The 17,427-nt window shown below is 62.2% G+C and carries 17 protein-coding genes; 14 read left to right on the plus strand and 3 right to left on the minus strand.

Annotation, left to right across the window (positions count from 1 at the left end):
- Positions 1-55: 55 nt before the first annotated feature.
- Positions 56-808: a flagellar basal body P-ring formation chaperone FlgA gene (flgA, locus tag N0B28_RS07765; RefSeq protein WP_043861778.1), complete on the minus strand. Its 753-nt coding sequence runs from the start codon at positions 806-808 to the stop codon at positions 56-58.
- A gap of 68 nt (positions 809-876) precedes the next feature.
- Here flgA and N0B28_RS07770 point away from each other — a divergent pair, with 68 nt between their 5' ends.
- Both N0B28_RS07770 and cheR read left to right on the plus strand, forming a co-directional pair.
- Entirely contained in the window at positions 877-1,806 is a 930-nt protein-coding gene (locus N0B28_RS07770; RefSeq protein WP_043861779.1) for a chemotaxis protein CheV, read from the plus strand.
- A gap of 49 nt (positions 1,807-1,855) precedes the next feature.
- Positions 1,856-2,683: a protein-glutamate O-methyltransferase CheR gene (cheR, locus tag N0B28_RS07775; protein WP_043861780.1), complete on the plus strand. Its 828-nt coding sequence runs from the start codon at positions 1,856-1,858 to the stop codon at positions 2,681-2,683.
- 58 nt (positions 2,684-2,741) lie between these two features.
- Here cheR and N0B28_RS07780 read toward each other — a convergent pair whose 3' ends face one another.
- Together N0B28_RS07780 and N0B28_RS07785 are read right to left on the minus strand one after the other, a co-directional pair.
- Positions 2,742-5,273 (minus strand): autotransporter outer membrane beta-barrel domain-containing protein, encoded by a 2,532-nt coding sequence (locus N0B28_RS07780; protein WP_275732040.1) that lies wholly within the window; start codon positions 5,271-5,273, stop codon positions 2,742-2,744.
- Positions 5,274-5,412: 139 nt separating this feature from the next.
- Entirely contained in the window at positions 5,413-5,571 is a 159-nt protein-coding gene (locus tag N0B28_RS07785; RefSeq protein WP_210014316.1) for a hypothetical protein, read from the minus strand.
- A 59-nt stretch (positions 5,572-5,630) separates the two neighbouring features.
- On the opposite strand from N0B28_RS07785, the gene flgB reads away from it, so the two are divergent.
- The 12 genes from flgB (at position 5,631) to N0B28_RS07845 (ending at position 17,360) form a co-directional block, all read left to right on the plus strand.
- Positions 5,631-6,038: a flagellar basal body rod protein FlgB gene (flgB, locus tag N0B28_RS07790; protein ID WP_054915646.1), complete on the plus strand. Its 408-nt coding sequence runs from the start codon at positions 5,631-5,633 to the stop codon at positions 6,036-6,038.
- 3 nt (positions 6,039-6,041) lie between these two features.
- Complete coding sequence (gene flgC / locus N0B28_RS07795; RefSeq protein WP_043861782.1) at positions 6,042-6,485, plus strand: flagellar basal body rod protein FlgC; 444 nt, start codon at positions 6,042-6,044, stop codon at positions 6,483-6,485.
- 15 nt (positions 6,486-6,500) lie between these two features.
- On the plus strand, positions 6,501-7,205 hold the full coding sequence (gene flgD, locus N0B28_RS07800; RefSeq protein WP_104572203.1) for a flagellar hook assembly protein FlgD: 705 nt from the start codon (positions 6,501-6,503) through the stop codon (positions 7,203-7,205).
- A 31-nt stretch (positions 7,206-7,236) separates the two neighbouring features.
- Positions 7,237-8,598, plus strand: coding sequence for a flagellar hook protein FlgE (flgE, locus tag N0B28_RS07805; RefSeq protein WP_043861784.1), 1,362 nt, complete (start codon positions 7,237-7,239; stop codon positions 8,596-8,598).
- Between the two features lie 21 nt (positions 8,599-8,619).
- A complete protein-coding gene (locus N0B28_RS07810) occupies positions 8,620-8,862 on the plus strand; it encodes a hypothetical protein (RefSeq protein WP_229590460.1) in 243 nt (80 codons plus the stop codon).
- A gap of 192 nt (positions 8,863-9,054) precedes the next feature.
- Entirely contained in the window at positions 9,055-9,795 is a 741-nt protein-coding gene (locus N0B28_RS07815) for a flagellar basal body rod protein FlgF (protein WP_043861786.1), read from the plus strand.
- Between the two features lie 45 nt (positions 9,796-9,840).
- The gene (gene flgG / locus N0B28_RS07820) at positions 9,841-10,626 is read left to right on the plus strand and encodes a flagellar basal-body rod protein FlgG (protein ID WP_043861787.1); all 786 of its coding nucleotides are present in this window, start codon (positions 9,841-9,843) and stop codon (positions 10,624-10,626) included.
- A 53-nt stretch (positions 10,627-10,679) separates the two neighbouring features.
- Entirely contained in the window at positions 10,680-11,375 is a 696-nt protein-coding gene (gene flgH / locus N0B28_RS07825; RefSeq protein ID WP_043861788.1) for a flagellar basal body L-ring protein FlgH, read from the plus strand.
- Between the two features lie 12 nt (positions 11,376-11,387).
- Positions 11,388-12,497 (plus strand): flagellar basal body P-ring protein FlgI, encoded by a 1,110-nt coding sequence (locus N0B28_RS07830; protein ID WP_054915656.1) that lies wholly within the window; start codon positions 11,388-11,390, stop codon positions 12,495-12,497.
- A gap of 10 nt (positions 12,498-12,507) precedes the next feature.
- Positions 12,508-13,713, plus strand: coding sequence for a flagellar assembly peptidoglycan hydrolase FlgJ (gene flgJ / locus N0B28_RS07835; protein WP_043861789.1), 1,206 nt, complete (start codon positions 12,508-12,510; stop codon positions 13,711-13,713).
- Positions 13,714-13,723: 10 nt separating this feature from the next.
- Positions 13,724-15,763 carry a flagellar hook-associated protein FlgK gene (gene flgK / locus N0B28_RS07840; protein WP_210014314.1) on the plus strand — a complete coding sequence of 680 codons (2,040 nt, stop codon included), beginning with the start codon at positions 13,724-13,726 and terminating at the stop codon, positions 15,761-15,763.
- A 13-nt stretch (positions 15,764-15,776) separates the two neighbouring features.
- Positions 15,777-17,360, plus strand: a complete 1,584-nt coding sequence (locus N0B28_RS07845; protein ID WP_210014313.1) for a flagellar hook-associated protein 3 — start codon at positions 15,777-15,779, stop codon at positions 17,358-17,360.
- Positions 17,361-17,427: the final 67 nt, after the last annotated feature.

Consider the following 17,427-nt stretch of genomic DNA (forward strand, 5'->3'; position numbering starts at 1 on the left):
TAGGAAAAGCGGTTCCTGACCGCCAGCCTTGTTTGTTCTGGCGTCGTGACCCGCTTCACATCGCGACTTCCACCTGCCCTGGTCCAGTGACCCGTGCCTTCACCACCCGTTTGGAGTTCAGATTGCGTACCCGTATCTGTTCACTGATGCCGCCCTTGCTCAAGGCTTCTCCCGGCATGCGCACGCTCAGCGTGCCGCTGCGGGCGATGATGACCACATGATCGCCCTTGCGGACCACTTCGGCCTGCTCCAGATGCAGCGGCGTGAGCACCTGATCGATGACCGTCGGTCGGATGACCTTCAGGCCCACGGCCTGCTCCAGGCTGGTCAGGTAGCCCTGGTTGAGCATGCCCACGTCCCGCTCGCGCAGGCTCACGTCCTGTTCGCCGACCACGCTGTCGCGCTTGAGCGGACGCGCCACGGTCACCACATTGCGAAACAGCCGCACCTGGGCCGGCACGAACACCGTCCACGGGGAGCTGCCATCGCAGCGTACGCGCACGGTCACCCTGCCCAGCGGTTGCGCCGGGCTTTCCAGGGTGGCGCCCAGTTGCTGGTCGCACAGTGGCATGCGCAGGCGCGGGTCGAGGCTGTTGACCTGGATCTCGAAGCGCCCTTCGGTCTGGCTGGTCGCCAGGTAATCCTCGACCGTGAATTCAAGAAACCCCTGAGTGACACCGATAAGCTGTTCAGGCAAGGTGAAAGCGTCAGCCAGAGTTCGAACGCCGGGGGCCAGCAGGCACAGCGCAGCAAGGATGCCGGGCAAGGGGCGGGTCAGGCGTCGGAAAAATGTCGTTTTCGTGTTCATACAGTTAAAAAAGCAAGGCGCGTGCCGACTGCGGTACGACGCTCGAGCATTTGGTCGAGGAGTCTGGCATGGCTGGTGTAATGGATTCGGTTAACCAGCGCACACAACTGGTAGGGCAGAACCGTCTCGAACTGCTGTTGTTCCGCCTCAATGGCGAGCAGCTGTACGGGATCAACGTGTTCAAGGTGCGGGAGGTGCTGCAATGCCCGAACCTGACCGTGATGCCCAAGTCCAACCCGGTGGTGCGCGGTGTGGCGAATATTCGTGGGGCAACCATCCCGATCCTGGATCTGGCGATGGCGACCGGCATGCCCGGTCTGAGTGAAGATGTCAGCAAGAGCTTCGTGATCATCACCGAGTACAACACCAAGACCCAGGGGTTTCTGGTGCACTCGGTCGAACGCATCGTCAACATGAACTGGGAGGAGATCCATCCGCCACCCAAGGGCACCGGTCGTGACCATTACCTGACGGCCGTGACCCGGGTGGACGGCAAGATGGTCGAGATCATCGACGTGGAGAAGATCCTCGCCGAGGTCTCGCCGACCTCCGAGGCGATCTCCCTGGGTGTGGTCGACGAAGAAGTGCAGGTCAAGGCCGTGTCGCTGCGCGTGCTCACCGTGGATGACTCCTCGGTGGCACGCAAGCAGGTCAGCCGTTGCCTGCAGACGGTGGGGGTCGAGGTGGTGGCGCTCAACGACGGCCGGCAGGCGCTGGATTACCTGCGCAAGATGGTCGATGAGGGCAAGCATCCGGAAGAGGAATTCCTGATGATGATTTCCGACATCGAGATGCCGGAAATGGACGGCTATACCCTGACTGCAGAAATCCGCAACGACCCGCGCATGCAAAAGTTGCACATCATCCTGCATACTTCGCTTTCCGGCGTCTTCAACCAGGCCATGGTCAAGAAGGTGGGCGCGGATGATTTTCTCGCCAAGTTCCGGCCGGATGACCTGGCGCAACGCGTGGTCGACCGGATCAAGGCCACCCACTAACGGCCAGGGCTCGTCCCTGGCGTTACACATGATTTAAGAGGCGGCATCATTGTCTACGGGTAATTTGGATTTCGAACAATTCCGGGTCTTCCTGGAAAAAGCCTGTGGCATCCTGCTGGGCGAAAACAAGCAGTATCTGGTCTCCAGCCGTCTCAACAAGCTGATGGAACAGCAGGGCATCAAATCGTTGAGCGAGCTGGTGCAGCGGATCCAGACCCAGCCGCGCAGCGGCTTGCGCGAGCAGGTGGTCGATGCGATGACCACCAACGAAACCCTGTGGTTTCGCGACAACTATCCGTTCGAGGTGCTCAAGAACAAGGTCTTGCCCGAGCAGATCAAGGCCAACCCTGGCCAGCGCCTGCGCATCTGGTCGGCGGCCTGTTCGTCGGGGCAGGAGCCGTACTCGATCTCCATGGCCATCGATGAGTTCGAGCGCAGCAACATCGGGCAATTGAAGATGGGCGCGCAGATCGTCGCCACCGACCTGTCCGGCTCGATGCTGGCCAACTGCAAGACCGGTGAGTACGACAGCCTGGCCATTGCCCGTGGCTTGTCCCAGGAGCGCCTGCAACGCTATTTCGACCCCAAGGGGCCGGGGCGCTGGGCAGTCAAGGCCCCGATCCGCAGCCGCGTCGAGTTTCGTTCGTTCAACCTGCTCGACAGCTACGCGAGCCTGGGCAAGTTCGACATCGTGTTCTGCCGCAACGTGCTGATCTACTTCTCCGCCCAGGTGAAGAAGGACATCCTGCTGCGCATTCACGGCACGCTCAAGCCCGGCGGTTACCTGTTCCTGGGGGCGTCCGAGGCGCTCAACGGGCTGCCCGACCATTACCAGATGGTGCAGTGCAGCCCGGGGATCATCTACCAGGCCAAGTGAAACGAAAAAGGCCGGTGTCGCGAGACACCGGCCTTTTTCATGCAGCTGCTGTCATCGATCAGAAGTCGTAACGCACCTTGGCCGAGAACACATCGGCGTCAAAGCCCGATTTGCCGATGTAGTCGTAGTTCACGCCCAGGGTCACCGCGCCCAGCTTGTAGTCGGCGCCTACGCCGGCTTCGTAGCTGTTGCGCACGGCCTTGGCGCCGCTGGTGACGAACGGGGTGCTACCCAGCAGGAAGGTCGAGGTGCTCTTGGCTTCGTCCGCCGCGAAGTCATGGTATGCCATCAGGCGAGCCTGTGGCTGCAGGGTGCCGGCGCCCAGCGGATACTCGCCGGCAACGCGCAGGCCTGCGCCCAGCTCGATGGCCTCGTAGCGCTGGTCTTCGACCTTCAGTGCAGCCGACGAACCCTTCTCGCGGTAACCGTCGATGTTCACCAGGCTGTAGCGCGCGGCAATGCGCGGCTCGACCAGCATCTGCGGGTTGATGTGATAGGTGTAGCCACCCACCACGTTCAGGCCCAGCAGGTCGCTGTCGTAATCGGCCTTGGCCGAGGTGCCGGCAATCTTGCGTTTGCTGTCGTTGTCGTTCAAGCCATAGCTCAGGCTGGCATCGACGAAGTAGTTGCCCTGCTCGAAGCCGCCGTACAGCGTGAAGGCGTGGCTGTCCACCTTGGTCTGGTTGCCGCTTTTGCCGTTGACGTCGGTGTTGATGAAGCTGTACGCCAGGCCCAGGGTCAGGTTGTCGTTGAGCTTGCCGTCGGCACCCACCGCGATGCCGCGGCTGTAGGCGTTGTAGCCGGCCACGCCGTCGCGCAGGTCCTGGCTGGCATCGCTGTAGAGGGTCTGCACCCACACGCCGGTGTCCTTGAACGCTTCGCCCGAGGAGGCGCCACGCAGGCTGCTGGTACGGCTGCCGGTGACATTGCTCACCAGGTTCTGGCTGGTGGTGGCTGCCTGGGTGGCGCCGCCGTTGACTTCAGGTGTCAGTTGCTCGGCCAGCTTGGCTAGCTGGGCCTCCTCGGCATTGGCGAAAGCTTGCAGCAGCGGGTCGTTGGCGCTCAGTTTGCTCAGGATGCTGTCGCGGTTCAGGCTGCCCAGGGCCAGTTGGCTGTTGGCCGAGGCACCCTGGCCGACCAGGATCTGGTTGACTTCGTCAGCACCTTTGCCGGTGACGGTCGCGACCAGTTTGTTGCCCTGGACTTTGTAGCTGTCGACCTTGAGCAGGGCCGAGCTGCTGACCAGGTTGATGTTGCCGTCGATCTTGCCGGCTTCGATCAGGCGATAGGTATTGCCCTTGGCGTTGAAGTCACTGCCCTTGGCGGCCAGCTTGACTTGCGAGCCTTTCTCGAATTCGGCAGTGCCAGTTACCTTCAGCACCGCTGCATTCGGGTTGGTGGCCGTGCTCAGGTTCAGCCCCAGCGAGGAGTTGCCTGCTACGGTCATGCTGCCGTCCAGCACGGTATGGGGTTTTACCAGGTTCAGGTGAGCGCTTCCGGTTTCTCCGCCCACGCTCATCCAGCCACCCTGACGCAGGCGGATGTTGGCGCCGTCGTTGCCCTGGGTGCCGCTGAAGTCGACGTTGCCATAGACGTCGATGGACGTCAGATCGATCAGGTTGCCCGTCACCTTGCTGCCGTTTTGCAGGCTCAGGTAGACGGTCTTGTTGGTTTCGGATGCATCGACCGCTTCATCTTCGGAGATCAGCGTGCCGCTGTTGACGACCCACAAAGCGTCACGGTTGGCCACGTCGATGTCGAAGTTGCCGATCACGATGGCCGCATCGGTCGCCTTGATGGTGCCGGTGTTGACGATCTGGCGCTCGGCGGTGGTGAAGCTGGCGCCGTCCACACGGATGCCTTCGGCGTCATCGCCGGTGGCGATGATGGTGCCGTTGTTGACGATGCCGGCCAGGTCGACCATGTCCACATTCTGCCCGTTGAAGCTGGTAGTGGCGTCGATGGCGGTAGCGCCGTTGCCGGTAACCTGGATCAGGCCGTTGTTGATCAGCTTGCCGTCGATACGGCCGCCTTCCAGGTTGATGCCCTTGGCGCTGGTGCCCTTGGCGATGATGCGGCCAGTGGTGTCATTGAGCAGGTCGCCCTTGATCGTGCCGGTGAAGTCCAGTGCACGGGCCACGTCCATTTCGCTGCCGTCGAGCAGCGGTTCGCCGGTGGCGCTGAGCAGGCCCTGGTTGATGACGCTGCCATTGATGGTGGCCGGGTCGATCATCAGGGCATTGGAGCCGCCGCCCACGGCGCTGATGCTGCCCTTGTTGATCAGGTTGCCGTCGATCTGGTTGCTGGCCCAGCTGCTGCCGTCTTCCCATGCGTCCAGGTCGATGCCGCCGGCAAAGTTGCCGCTGCTGTTGATCGTGGTGTTGAGAATCAGGTCGCCCTTGACGTGGTTGCCGTTGAATTCGATCGCGTCCTCGGCGGCACTGCCGGTGTAGGCGCCAGTGAATTCGAGGTTGCCTTCGTAGGTCTTGTGCTCGCTGATGAAGCCGGCATCGGTCAACTTGATGGTCTGGGCGCCGACAGGCAGGGCGGTGGCAGTGATTGCCAGGGCGAGCAGGGTCTTGCGAAACATCACAGGAGTCACGGTTTATTCCTTAAACACAGCGTATTGAATTCGGCGCTTGCCTGCGTGGCATGACGGCTGTGCGGTGATAGCCAGATGCCACGTAGCGGAGCGGGACGGATCTTAGATGAGAGATAGCGAATTGACATTAAAATTTGACGCCAAAAGGGCGCAGGGTGGGGTTGCCGCTGCCAGGCAATTGCCGCTTTGCCGGTGTCTGGCGGAAATCCGTTGCCGCTTTTCTGGCATTGCCATGGCTGGCAAGCGCGGTAAAGCCCCGGCTTTGCTGGGTTTTGTGTTTTGGCACGGGACTTGCTCTATCACCGGCAACGAACCCTACGGTCAACCTTCAAAGGTTTCCCCGACATGAGCATCAGTTTCGACAAAGCGCTTGGCATTCACGAAAAGGCACTGGGCTTTCGCGCCCAGCGTGCCGAAGTGCTGGCCAACAACATCGCCAACGCCGACACCCCCAACTACAAGGCGCGCGACATGGACTTCTCGTCCGTGCTGGCGGCCGAGACCGACAAGGTCAAGAACGGCCATTTCTCCCTCGAGCGCACCAACACCCGGCACATCGAGGCCCAAGGCCTGGCGATGGGTGACGAAACCCTGCAGTACCGCACGCCCATGCAGCCCTCGATCGACCAGAACACCGTTGACGCGCAGCTCGAGCAATCCAGCTATGCCGAGAATGCCGTGGGTTTCCAGGCCAGCTTCACGCTGCTCAACAGTAAATTCAAAGGGCTGGTGTCAGCCCTGCGCGGAGAGTAAGTCATGTCCCTTGCCAGCGTTTTCAACATTGCCGGTAGCGGCATGAGCGCGCAGACCACGCGCCTGAACACCGTTGCCTCCAACATCGCCAACGCCGAGACCGTTTCCTCGAGCATCGACCAGACCTATCGTGCCCGCCACCCGGTGTTCGCCACCACGTTCCAGCAGGCCCAGAATGGCGTCAGCCAGTCGCTGTTCCAGGACCAGGGCGAAGCCGGGCAGGGCGTTCAGGTACTGGGTGTGGTCGAAGACCAGAGCAACCTCGAGGCGCGCTATCAGCCCAACCATCCGGCGGCGAACAAGGACGGCTACGTCTACTACCCGAACGTCAACGTGGTCGAGGAAATGGCTGACATGATCTCCGCCAGCCGCTCGTTCCAGACCAACGCCGAGCTGATGAACACGGCCAAAACCATGATGCAGAAGGTCCTGACCCTGGGTCAGTGATAAGGGGCGTTTTTTATGGCTGATGTAAACCTGAACGACGTCATTTCCAATTCCGGCGTCAAGAACTCCAGCAATACGAACGCGGCAAGCGGCCTGGGCGGCAAGACCGCCAACGGCCAGACCCTGGGCAAGGACGCGTTCCTTCAGCTGCTGGTTACCCAGATGCAGCACCAGAACCCGCTCGACCCGCAGGACAACAGCGAGTTCGTGGCCCAGCTGGCGCAGTTCTCCAGCCTCGAAGGCATCACCTCGCTGAACGATTCGGTCAACGCCATCACGGGGGCCATGGGTTCCTCGCAGGCGCTGCAGGCCTCCGGGCTGGTCGGTCGCTCGGTGATCACCCAGGCCGACAAGGCCGTGGTCGACACCACCAAGAGCTTCACTGGCCAGGTGGTGGTCCCGCAGTCGATCACTTCGGGCACCGTCACTGTCACCGACAAGGATGGCAAGACCATCAAGACCATCGACCTGGGCGAGCAGAAGGCCGGCAATGCCGACTTCATCTGGGACGGTACCAACGAGAAGGGCGAAAAGGTCGACCCGGGTACCTACACCTTCACGGCCAAGACCACCGTCGATGGCAAGTCGGCCGAGATGTACACCCTGCTGCCGGCCACCGTCAGCAGCGTCACCATCAGTCAGACCGGCGGCGAGCTGATGCTCAACCTCGCTGGCCTGGGCAGCGTTGCGCTGTCCAAAGTCCAAACTATCGGTATATAGAGCCGGCTAACGCGGCACAAGGAGTGGAAAGATGTCTTTCAATATCGGCCTTAGCGGTCTCTATGCAGCCAACAAGCAACTGGCTGTCACCGGCAACAACATCGCCAACGTTTCGACCACCGGCTTCAAGGCCTCGCGCGCCGAGTTCGCCGATGTGTACTCGGCCAGCAAACTGGGCGTGGGCAGCAAGACCGTCGGCAACGGGGTGCGTCTGGCTGCAGTCTCCCAGCAGTTCGGTCAGGGTGACATCAACAACACCGGCAACGTACTGGACATGGGTATCCAGGGCCAGGGCTACTTCGTCCTGAGCGACAACGGCTCGCTGAGCTACACCCGTTCCGGTGCGTTCCAGACCAACAAGGACAACTACGTGGTGACCTCGGACGGTATCCGTCTGCAAGGTTACGCGGCCGACGTCAACGGCAAGATCATCAAGGGCGTGCTGACCGACCTGAAGATCGACACCTCCGCGCTGGCGCCAAAGACCACCACGCTGATCGATCAGGGCATCAACCTGAACTCCTCGGCGCCGTCGATCCCGCTGCAGGTACTGGATGACAGCACGCCGCCGGTGCTGGTGGACAACAAGACGTTCGACCCTTCGGACGAGAGCACCTACACCAAATCGTTCCCGACCAAGATCTACGACAGTCAGGGCAACGAGCACACGATGGAGCAGTTCTATCGCAAGACCGGTGACAACCAGTGGACCACCTACACGCTGGTCGATGGTCGCAACCCGTTCGACCCTGCCAGCACCAAGCCACTGTCCGGCACCATCAGCTTCAATCCTGATGGCAGTGTCAAGGCCATGACTGCCGACAATACCGGTCACCCGGCGGGCTCCGAATTCACCGTGGTCAACAACAACTTCACCATGAAAGGCTGGGTGCCGGCGTCCTACGACAAGGCCACCGACAAGTGGGCATCCAACGGTTCGGCCGGCAATGCCGACGGCATCCGTATGAACATGACCAGCACCACGTCGTACAACACCGACACTGCCCGCATGTCCCAGGCGCAGGACGGCTATGCCACCGGCATCCTGTCCAGCCTGAGCATCGACTCCACCGGTGTGATGTTCGCCAGCTTCAGCAACCAGCAGTCCCGCGCCATCGGCCAGGTCGCGATTGCCAGCTTCGCCAACGAGCAGGGCCTGGAGCAGCTGGGTGGTACCCGCTGGAAAGAGACCTACGCCTCGGGCATCCCGGGCATCGACACGCCGAAGACCGGTACCCTGGGTTCGATCGAGTCCAACGCACTGGAAGCGTCCAACGTCAACCTGACCATGGAGCTGGTCGAGCTGATCAAGGCGCAGAGCAACTTCCAGGCGAACTCCAAGACCATCTCTACCGAAAGCACCATCATGCAGACCATCATCCAGATGACCTGATGATCGCCTGATGGAATGAGCATGGACGAACCCCTTTCTCGGAAGGGGTTCGTTGTTTCGGAGGCAGTAGAAATGAAGTGCGCACTCGCAATCGTGGGCTTCGCCTTGCTGGTGGTGGCTGTGCAGGTCGGCGCCGACATGGCCGCCTGGTATCGCTGGGAAAGCCAGGCCGATGGCCGGCTCGTCTGTTCGCAGGTTTCGCCGGGCGAGGGCTGGCGTCGGTTTGCCGGGCCTTTCAACAATGGCGCTTGCCGTGACAACTGAGGTTTGCCGCTAGCGGCAAGCTGGCGCCGTATTTTCGACGGTGCATCGCACGCGCAGGCGCTGGCCTGTGCTCCAGCCCCCGCATTGACGGGGCTTTACCCCTGTTTTGCAGAGTTGGTTTGAAACTTGCTTGAGTGACCGGCAAAGCAGCGGTGAACGGCAAGTGTTCGCCAGCGCAGCGGAGGATGATCTGTGGACAAGATGCTTTACGTGGCCATGACCGGTGCCAGCCAGAACGCACTGGCGCAACGGGCGCATGCCAACAACCTGGCGAACATTTCCACCAGCGGCTTTCAGCGCGACCTGGAGCAGGCGCGCTCGATGCCGGTGTTTGGTGACAGCTTTCCGGCGCGTGCCTATGCCATGACCGAACGTCCTGCCACCGATTTCAGCCCCGGTGCCATGCAGGAGACCGGCCGCGACCTGGACATCGCCATTGGTGGCGACGGCTTCATCGCCGTGCAGGCCCCGGATGGCAGCGAAGCCTACGTGCGTACCGCCAGCCTCAACATCGATGCCCTGGGCGTGCTGCGCGCGGGCAACGGCATGCCGGTGATGGGCAATGGTGGGCCGATTGCCGTGCCGCCCGAGCAGAAGGTCGAGATCGGCCAGGACGGCACCATCAGCATTCGCGCCATGGGTGAAGGCCCGCGGGTGATGGCCGAGGTCGATCGCATCAAGCTGGTCAACCCCGACGTCAAGACCCTCAACAAGGGCCTGGACGGCATGATCCACACCAAGAGCGGCCAGCCTGCCGATGCCGATGCCAACGTGCAGGTGGTGTCCGGTTTCCTGGAAGCCAGCAACGTCAACGCCGTCGAGGAAATGACCTCGGTGCTGGCGCTGTCCCGTCAATTCGAACTGCACGTCAAGATGATGACCACGGCCAAGGAAGGCGACGAAGCCATGGCTCGGGTTTTGCAAATCGGCTAATTACACAGACGTAGCGCCGTAAAACAGGCGCACGAGGAGAACAGCATGCTTCCGGCTCTTTGGGTCAGTAAAACCGGTTTGTCCGCCCAGGACACCAACCTGACCACCATTTCCAACAACCTGGCCAACGTCTCGACCACCGGCTTCAAGCGTGATCGTGCCGAGTTCCAGGACCTGCTCTACCAGATCAAGCGCCAGCCAGGTGCACAGTCGACCCAGGACAGCGAGCTGCCATCGGGTCTGCAGGTGGGTACTGGTGTGCGCATCGTCGGCACCCAGAAAAACTTCAGCACCGGCAGCCTGCAAACCACCGAGAACCCGCTGGACATGGCCATCAACGGTCGCGGCTTCTTCCAGGTACTGCAGCCAGACGGCACCGTTTCGTACAGCCGTGACGGTACCTTCCACCTGAACTCCGATGGCCAGGTGGTCACCGCCAACGGTTTCGCCCTCGAGCCTGCCGTGGTCGTGCCGCCAGACGCGCAGACCTTCACCGTGGGCCAGGACGGCACCGTATCGATCACCACCGCCGGCAACCCGGCCGCGCAGATCATCGGCAACATCCAGACCGCCGACTTCATCAACCCGGCCGGCCTGCAGGCCATGGGCAACAACCTGTTCCTGGAAACCGCCGCCAGCGGTGCGCCGCAGATCGGCACGCCGGGCCTGAACGGCTTCGGTACCACCCTGCAGCAGACCCTGGAAAACTCCAACGTCAGCACCGTGGAAGAGCTGGTCAACATGATCACCACCCAACGTGCCTACGAGATGAACTCCAAGGTGATTTCCACCGCCGACCAGATGCTCTCGTTCGTTACCCAGAACCTGTAAGTGAAGCCCCAGGGGCGCTGATGCGGCGCCTGTTACACCGTGAGGTCAGAGTCATGAGCCGTTTGTTGTCCGTATTCGCCCTGGGTGGGGTGGTGTTGCTGGCCGGTTGCGTCGCGCCGACGCCAAAGCCCAACGACCCGTACTACGCGCCTGTGTTGCCGCGTACACCCCTGCCTGCAGCGGCCAACAACGGCTCCATCTACCAGGCCGGTTTCGAGCAGAACCTGTACAGCGACCGCAAGGCGTTCCGGGTGGGCGACATCATCACCATCACGCTCAACGAGCGTACCCAGGCGAGCAAGAACGCCAACTCGCAGATCGCCAAGAACAGCAAGGCCGAGCTTGGCCTGACCTCGCTGTTCGGTGCCGGGGTCAACACCAACAATCCGTTTGGCGACGGTGACCTGAGCCTCAGCGCCGGCTACAGCGGCGACCGCGCCACCAAGGGCGACAGCAAGGCGGCCCAGGGCAATACCCTGACCGGTTCGATCACCGTCACCGTGGCCGACGTGCTGCCCAACGGCATCATCGCGGTACGCGGCGAGAAGTGGATGACCCTCAACACCGGCGACGAGCTGGTGCGTATTGCCGGCATGGTGCGCGCCGACGACATCGCCACCGACAACACCGTGCCGTCGACCCGGGTCGCCGATGCGCGCATCACCTATTCGGGCACCGGCTCGTTTGCCGATGCCAGCCAGCCCGGTTGGCTGGACCGCTTCTTCATCAGCCCGCTTTGGCCTTTCTAGGTTCGGATGATCATGTTCAACATCAAGCAGCTGATTGCCGCGACTGTCCTGTTGTCCACCGCGTTCGGCGTACATGCCGAGCGCCTCAAGGACATCGCCAGCATTTCCGGCGTGCGTACCAACCAGTTGATCGGCTACGGCCTGGTGGTGGGGCTCAACGGCACGGGTGACCAGACTACCCAGACCCCGTTCACCCTGCAGACCTTCAACAACATGCTCTCGCAGTTCGGTATCAAGGTGCCGCCGGGCTCGGGCAACGTGCAACTGAAAAACGTCGCGGCAGTGTCGGTGCACGCCGACCTGCCGGCGTTCGCCAAGCCGGGCCAGGTGGTGGACATCACCGTGTCGTCCATCGGCAACTCCAAGAGCCTGCGCGGCGGCAGCCTGCTGATGACCCCGCTCAAGGGTATCGACGGCAACGTGTACGCCATTGCCCAGGGCAACCTGGTGGTGGGCGGCTTCGATGCCGAGGGCCGTGATGGTTCCAAGATCACCGTCAACGTGCCATCGGCCGGGCGTATTCCGGGCGGTGCATCGGTAGAGCGCTCGGTGCCGAGCGGCTTCAACCAGGGCAACAGCCTCACCCTTAACCTCAATCGCCCCGACTTCACCACCGCCAAGCGTATCGTCGACAAGGTCAACGAACTGCTCGGCCCGGGTGTGGCCCAGGCGCTGGATGGTGGCTCGGTGCGCGTCACCGCGCCCCTGGACCCGAGCCAGCGCGTCGACTACCTGTCGATCCTGGAGAATCTCGAGATCGACCCCGGTCAGGCAGTGGCCAAGGTCATCATCAACTCGCGTACCGGTACCATCGTGATCGGCCAGAACGTCAAGGTATCGCCAGCGGCGGTCACCCACGGCAGCCTCACCGTGACCATCACCGAAGACCCGATCGTCAGCCAGCCCGGCCCGTTCTCCAATGGCGAGACGGCAGTGGTGCCGCGCTCGCGGGTCAACGCCGAGCAGGAAGCCAAGCCGATGTTCAAGTTCGGGCCGGGCACTACGCTCGACGAGATCGTGCGTGCGGTCAACCAGGTGGGCGCGGCCCCCGGTGACCTGATGGCGATTCTCGAAGCCCTCAAACAGGCCGGCGCGCTGCAAGCCGACCTGATCGTGATCTGAGGGGCTGGTCATGGATATGCCTAAAAGCGGCATCAGTGCCGCCGACAGTGGTGCCTACACCGACCTCAACCGCCTCAACTCGCTCAAGGTGGGTGATCGCGACAGCGACGCCAACCTGCGCAAGGTCGCCCAGGAATTCGAGTCGCTGTTCCTCAACGAGATGCTCAAGTCGATGCGCTCGGCCAGCGATGTGCTGGCCAAGGACAACCCGCTCAATACCGAAACCACCAAGCAGTACCAGCAGATGTACGACCAGCAGCTGGCGGTGAGCATGTCCCGCGAGGGCGGCGGCATCGGCCTGCAGGATGTGCTGATGCGCCAGCTGTCCAAGCAGAAGGCCACCAACGCTGCAGCGGCGGCCAGCAGCCCGTTCCCGCGGGTCGATCTGCAGCAGCGCAGCCTGTGGGCGACCAAGGTGGCCGAGCCACTGCGTGATGCCGCCAGCACCAGCCACCGCAACGACATGGCGGCGCTCAATTCGCGGCGCCTGGCATTGCCCGGCAAGCTCACCGATCGCCTGCTGGCCGGTATCGTGCCGTCGGCAGATGGAACGCCAGCCACCACCAATACCGCCGCGTTGCCGCAGCGCACCACGGCCATGACCGATGCGCTGGTCAAGGGCGACTGGGCCCCGGCCCAGACTTTTGCCGCGCCGGGCTCGATGCGTATCTACGGACGTGCCGTGGCGCAGCCGCCACTGGCCCCGGCCAAGCGCGCGTTCGATTCCAGCGACGAGTTCGTCACCACCATGCTGCCGATGGCCGAGCAGGCCGCCAAGCGTATCGGCATCGACCCGCGGTACCTGGTGGCACAGGCCGCCCTGGAAACCGGCTGGGGCAAATCGGTGATGCGCCAGGCCGATGGCAGCAGCAGCCACAACCTGTTCGGCATCAAGGCCACCGGCAACTGGAAAGGCGATCAGGCACGTGCGATCACCAGCGAGTTCCGTGACGGGCAGTTCGTCAAGGAAACCGCTGCGTTCCGTTCCTATGACTCCTACCAGGACAGCTTCCACGACCTGGTGAGCTTGTTGCAAAACAATGCTCGCTATAAAGATGCGGTAAATGCGGCCGATAAGCCTGAACAGTTTGTGCGAGAGCTGCAGAAGGCCGGGTATGCAACCGATCCGGACTACGCCAGCAAGATCTCGCAGATCGCAAAACAGATGAAGTCGTACGAGAGCTACGCAGCTGTCGCTACTACAACGAAACTATAAGGTTTGAATTATGGCGAGTTTGATCAATATCGGCTTATCCGGTGCCAGCGCTGCCCAATCGGGCATGCACACCACGGGTAACAACATCGCTAACGTCGATACCGCTGGTTACTCGCGCCAGCAGAACATTCAAAACTCCAAGAGTTCGATCCGCGAAGGCCAGGTGTTCATCGGCACCGGCACCACGCTGGCCGATGTGCGCCGCGTGTACAACAACTTCCTGGAAAACCAGCTGCGTACCACCAACTCGCTGAGCAGCGAGGCCAACGCCTTTCTCGACCAGGTCAGCCCCACCGACAAGCTGCTGTCGGACAAGGACACCGGTATCACTGGCGCCCTGCAGAGCTTCTTCACCGCCCTGCAGAGCGCTGGCGCCAAGCCGACCGAAGACGCCTCGCGCCAGTTGCTGCTGACCAGCGCCCAGGCACTGAGCAAGCGCTTCAACACCATCGCCGCGCAGCTCAACCAGCAGAACACCAACATCAACGGCAACCTGTCGTCGATGGCCACCCAGGTCAACAACCTGACGGCCACCATTGCCAACTACAACGACCAGATATCACGCGTGTCGTCATTGCAGGGCAGCCCCAACGACCTGCTCGACAAGCGCAACGAAGCGGTGCGCCAGCTCAGCAACCTGGTGGGCGTGGATGTGGTCGAGCGCGAGGGCAACCTCGACGTGTACCTCAAGAACGGCCAGTCGCTGGTGCTCGGCAAGACCACCAACACCCTCGAGACGGTGAACAGCCCGACCGACCCGACCCGTTCCAACCTGGTGCTCAACCGCGGCACCACCAAGATCGATATCACCAACAGCGTCAGCGGTGGCGAGATCGGCGGCCTGATCACCTACCGCAATGATGTGCTGGAACCGGCGCTCAACGAACTCGGCCGTGTGGCCCTGGTGGTGGCCGACCGGATCAACAGCCAGCTGGCGCAAGGTATCGACAAGAACGGTGACTTCGGCGCGACCCTGTTCAACGATATCAACAACGCCACCATGATGGCCCAGCGCAGCATCGCCAAGGCGGGCAACAACGCCGCCACCGGCAGCCTTAACGTAAACATCAAGGACACCGGCAAGCTGACCACCAGCGACTACCAGGTGACCTTTACCGACGACAACAACTACACCGTCACCCGGCTCCCGGGTGGCACTGCAGTGGGCTCCTACAAGCTGGACGAGACGCCACCGCCGGTGATCGACGGTTTCACCCTGGAAATGAACGGTGGCCTGCCCAGCAAGGGCGACTCGTTCAAGATCACCCCGACCCGCGGCGCCGCGGGCAGCCTCGACACCGTGCTCACCGACCCCAAGCGCATCGCGCTGGCGGCGCCGCTGACCGGCACCAGCGGTGCAGGCAACCAGGGCACCGGCATCATCGGTCAGCCCAACCTGACTTCGATGATCGACATCTACGACTCGGCCCAGCGCATCGAGCTGCAGAACGGCCTGAAGTACTCGACGCCGGTCAAGCTGGTGTTCGGTGATGAAAGCACCAACCCGCAGACCTACAAGATCCACAACGCCCAGGGCGATGAAATCGGCAGCGGTACTATCATTCCGGGCCAGGAAAACAAGCTGCAGATCAACGTGCCGATGGTCGATGCCAGCGGCAACCCGGTGGGTACGCCACAAAAGAACATCACCTTTGAAATGACCGTGGCCGGTTCGCCCAAGCAGGGCGACAACTACACGGTGGGCATGACCGGTGCCGGCTCGGCCGACAACCGCAACGGCCAGGCGGTGATCGATCTGCAGACCAAGGCCACCGTCGACGTCGGCCCCAACGGCAAGGGCATCAGCCTGACCGACGCCTACGGCAAGCTGGTGGAGAACGTCGGCGGCAAGGCGGCCCAGGCCAAGCTCGATACCGAGGCCACCGGCGCCCTGCAGAAGTCTGCGGTAGCCGCCAGCGCTTCGGTGTCCGGCGTCGACCTGGACGAAGAAACCGGCAACCTGATCAAGTTCCAGCAGTACTACACGGCCTCCTCGCAGATCATCAAGATCGCGCAGGAAATTTTCACCACGCTGATCAACAGCCTTTAAGGAGTCGTAGATCGTGCGCATTTCCACCGCCCAGTTCTACCAGACCAGCACCTCCAACTATCAGGCTAACTTCGCCAAGGCCGTGGAGTCCCAGCAGCAGGCCAGTGACCAGTTGCGCGTACGTACCGCCGCGGACGACCCGGTCGGTGCCGCGCGCCTGCTGCAACTGGAACAGCAGAACAACCTGATCACCCAGTACAGTGGCAACATCTCCAGTGCACGCTCCAGCCTGGGCACCTCCGAGGCCACCCTCAACAGCATCACCAATGTGCTGTCGCGGGTGAAGGAGCTGGCGATCGGCGCCGGCAGCGGCAACATGACCGACAACGATCGCAAGGCCAACGAGCAGGAGTTGTCGCAGCTCGAAGAGCAACTGTTCAGTCTGATGAACAGCCGCGACGAGAACGGCAAGTACATCTTCTCGGGTTCGCGTGGTGACACCCAGCCGTTCGAACGCAATGCCGATGGCACCTACTCGTACAAGGGCGACCAGAGCACCACCAACCTGCAGGTCGGTGACATGCTCAGCGTGGCCACCAACGAGACCGGCTACGACGTGTTCCAGAAGGCGCTGAACACCAGCCGCAGCCAGACCACCATGACCGCGCCTGCCAACCCGGCCGACGTGCGTGTCAACCTGTCCAATGGCCAGGTCTCCGGCAGCTCGACCTACAACGACCTGTTCCGCAGCGGCGAGCCGTACAAGATCGAATTCGTCAGCGCCACCGAATTCAAGATCACCGACGTCAACAACGTCGACCGTACCCTGGAGGCCACCAATGGCGGGGTCTTCAACCCGAAGGGCGGCAATACCACCATCAACTTCCGCGGCGTCGACATCCGCATGGAAGTCAGCCTGCAGGGCGACGAGCTGACCGACCCCACCGCCGCTGACGACGCGGTGCGCGGGCACGAGTTCACCCTCGCTTCCAAGCCCGACGAAATCACCGGCACCCGCAGCCCCGGCAACGTGTCGCCCGACGGCCAGCTCAGCGGCCTGTCGATCGCGGACAAGGCAAAATACGACGCTGCGTTCCCCGGTGGCGGTGCGATCGTCAAGTTCACCAGCGACACCACATTCGACGTGTATGCCCAGCCTATGACCGCCGACAGCCGTCCTGTGGGCAGCGGTGATACCACCGTCAGCCCGACCCGCGTGGCCGGCGTCGACTTCACCTTCAGTGGCACGCCCAAAGATGGCGACCAGTACTCGGTGCAGGTCAACAACCACCAGAACCAGAACGTGCTCGACACCATCCATCAGTTGCGCACCGCGCTGCTGACACCTGTCGACAACGATCCGGCAGCCCGCCGCAACTTCCTCGCGTCGATGGATTCGGCTATCTCCAACCTGGCCAGTGCAGCGGACAAGATCGCCGAATCCATCAGCTCCATCGGTGGGCGCGGTGCGGCACTGGATGTGCAGGCAGAAACCAACGAAGCCTTGCAGTCGGCCAACACGATCACGCAGAACTCGATCCGTAACGCCGACCCTGCCGAGACGATGATCCGTCTCACGCTTCAGCAGAACATGCTGCAAGCCTCGCAACTAGCCTTCAGCAAGCTGGCCGCGCTCGGGCTGTTCAACCGGCTCTGATTGACCCTTTCTCGCACTACCCACCCGGGGGCGCTCAGCCGCCCCCGGGGTTTTCTCCAGGTCCAGC

This window comes from Pseudomonas sp. SD17-1 (genome assembly GCF_029201585.1).
Taxonomy (GTDB): domain Bacteria; phylum Pseudomonadota; class Gammaproteobacteria; order Pseudomonadales; family Pseudomonadaceae; genus Aquipseudomonas; species Aquipseudomonas palmensis.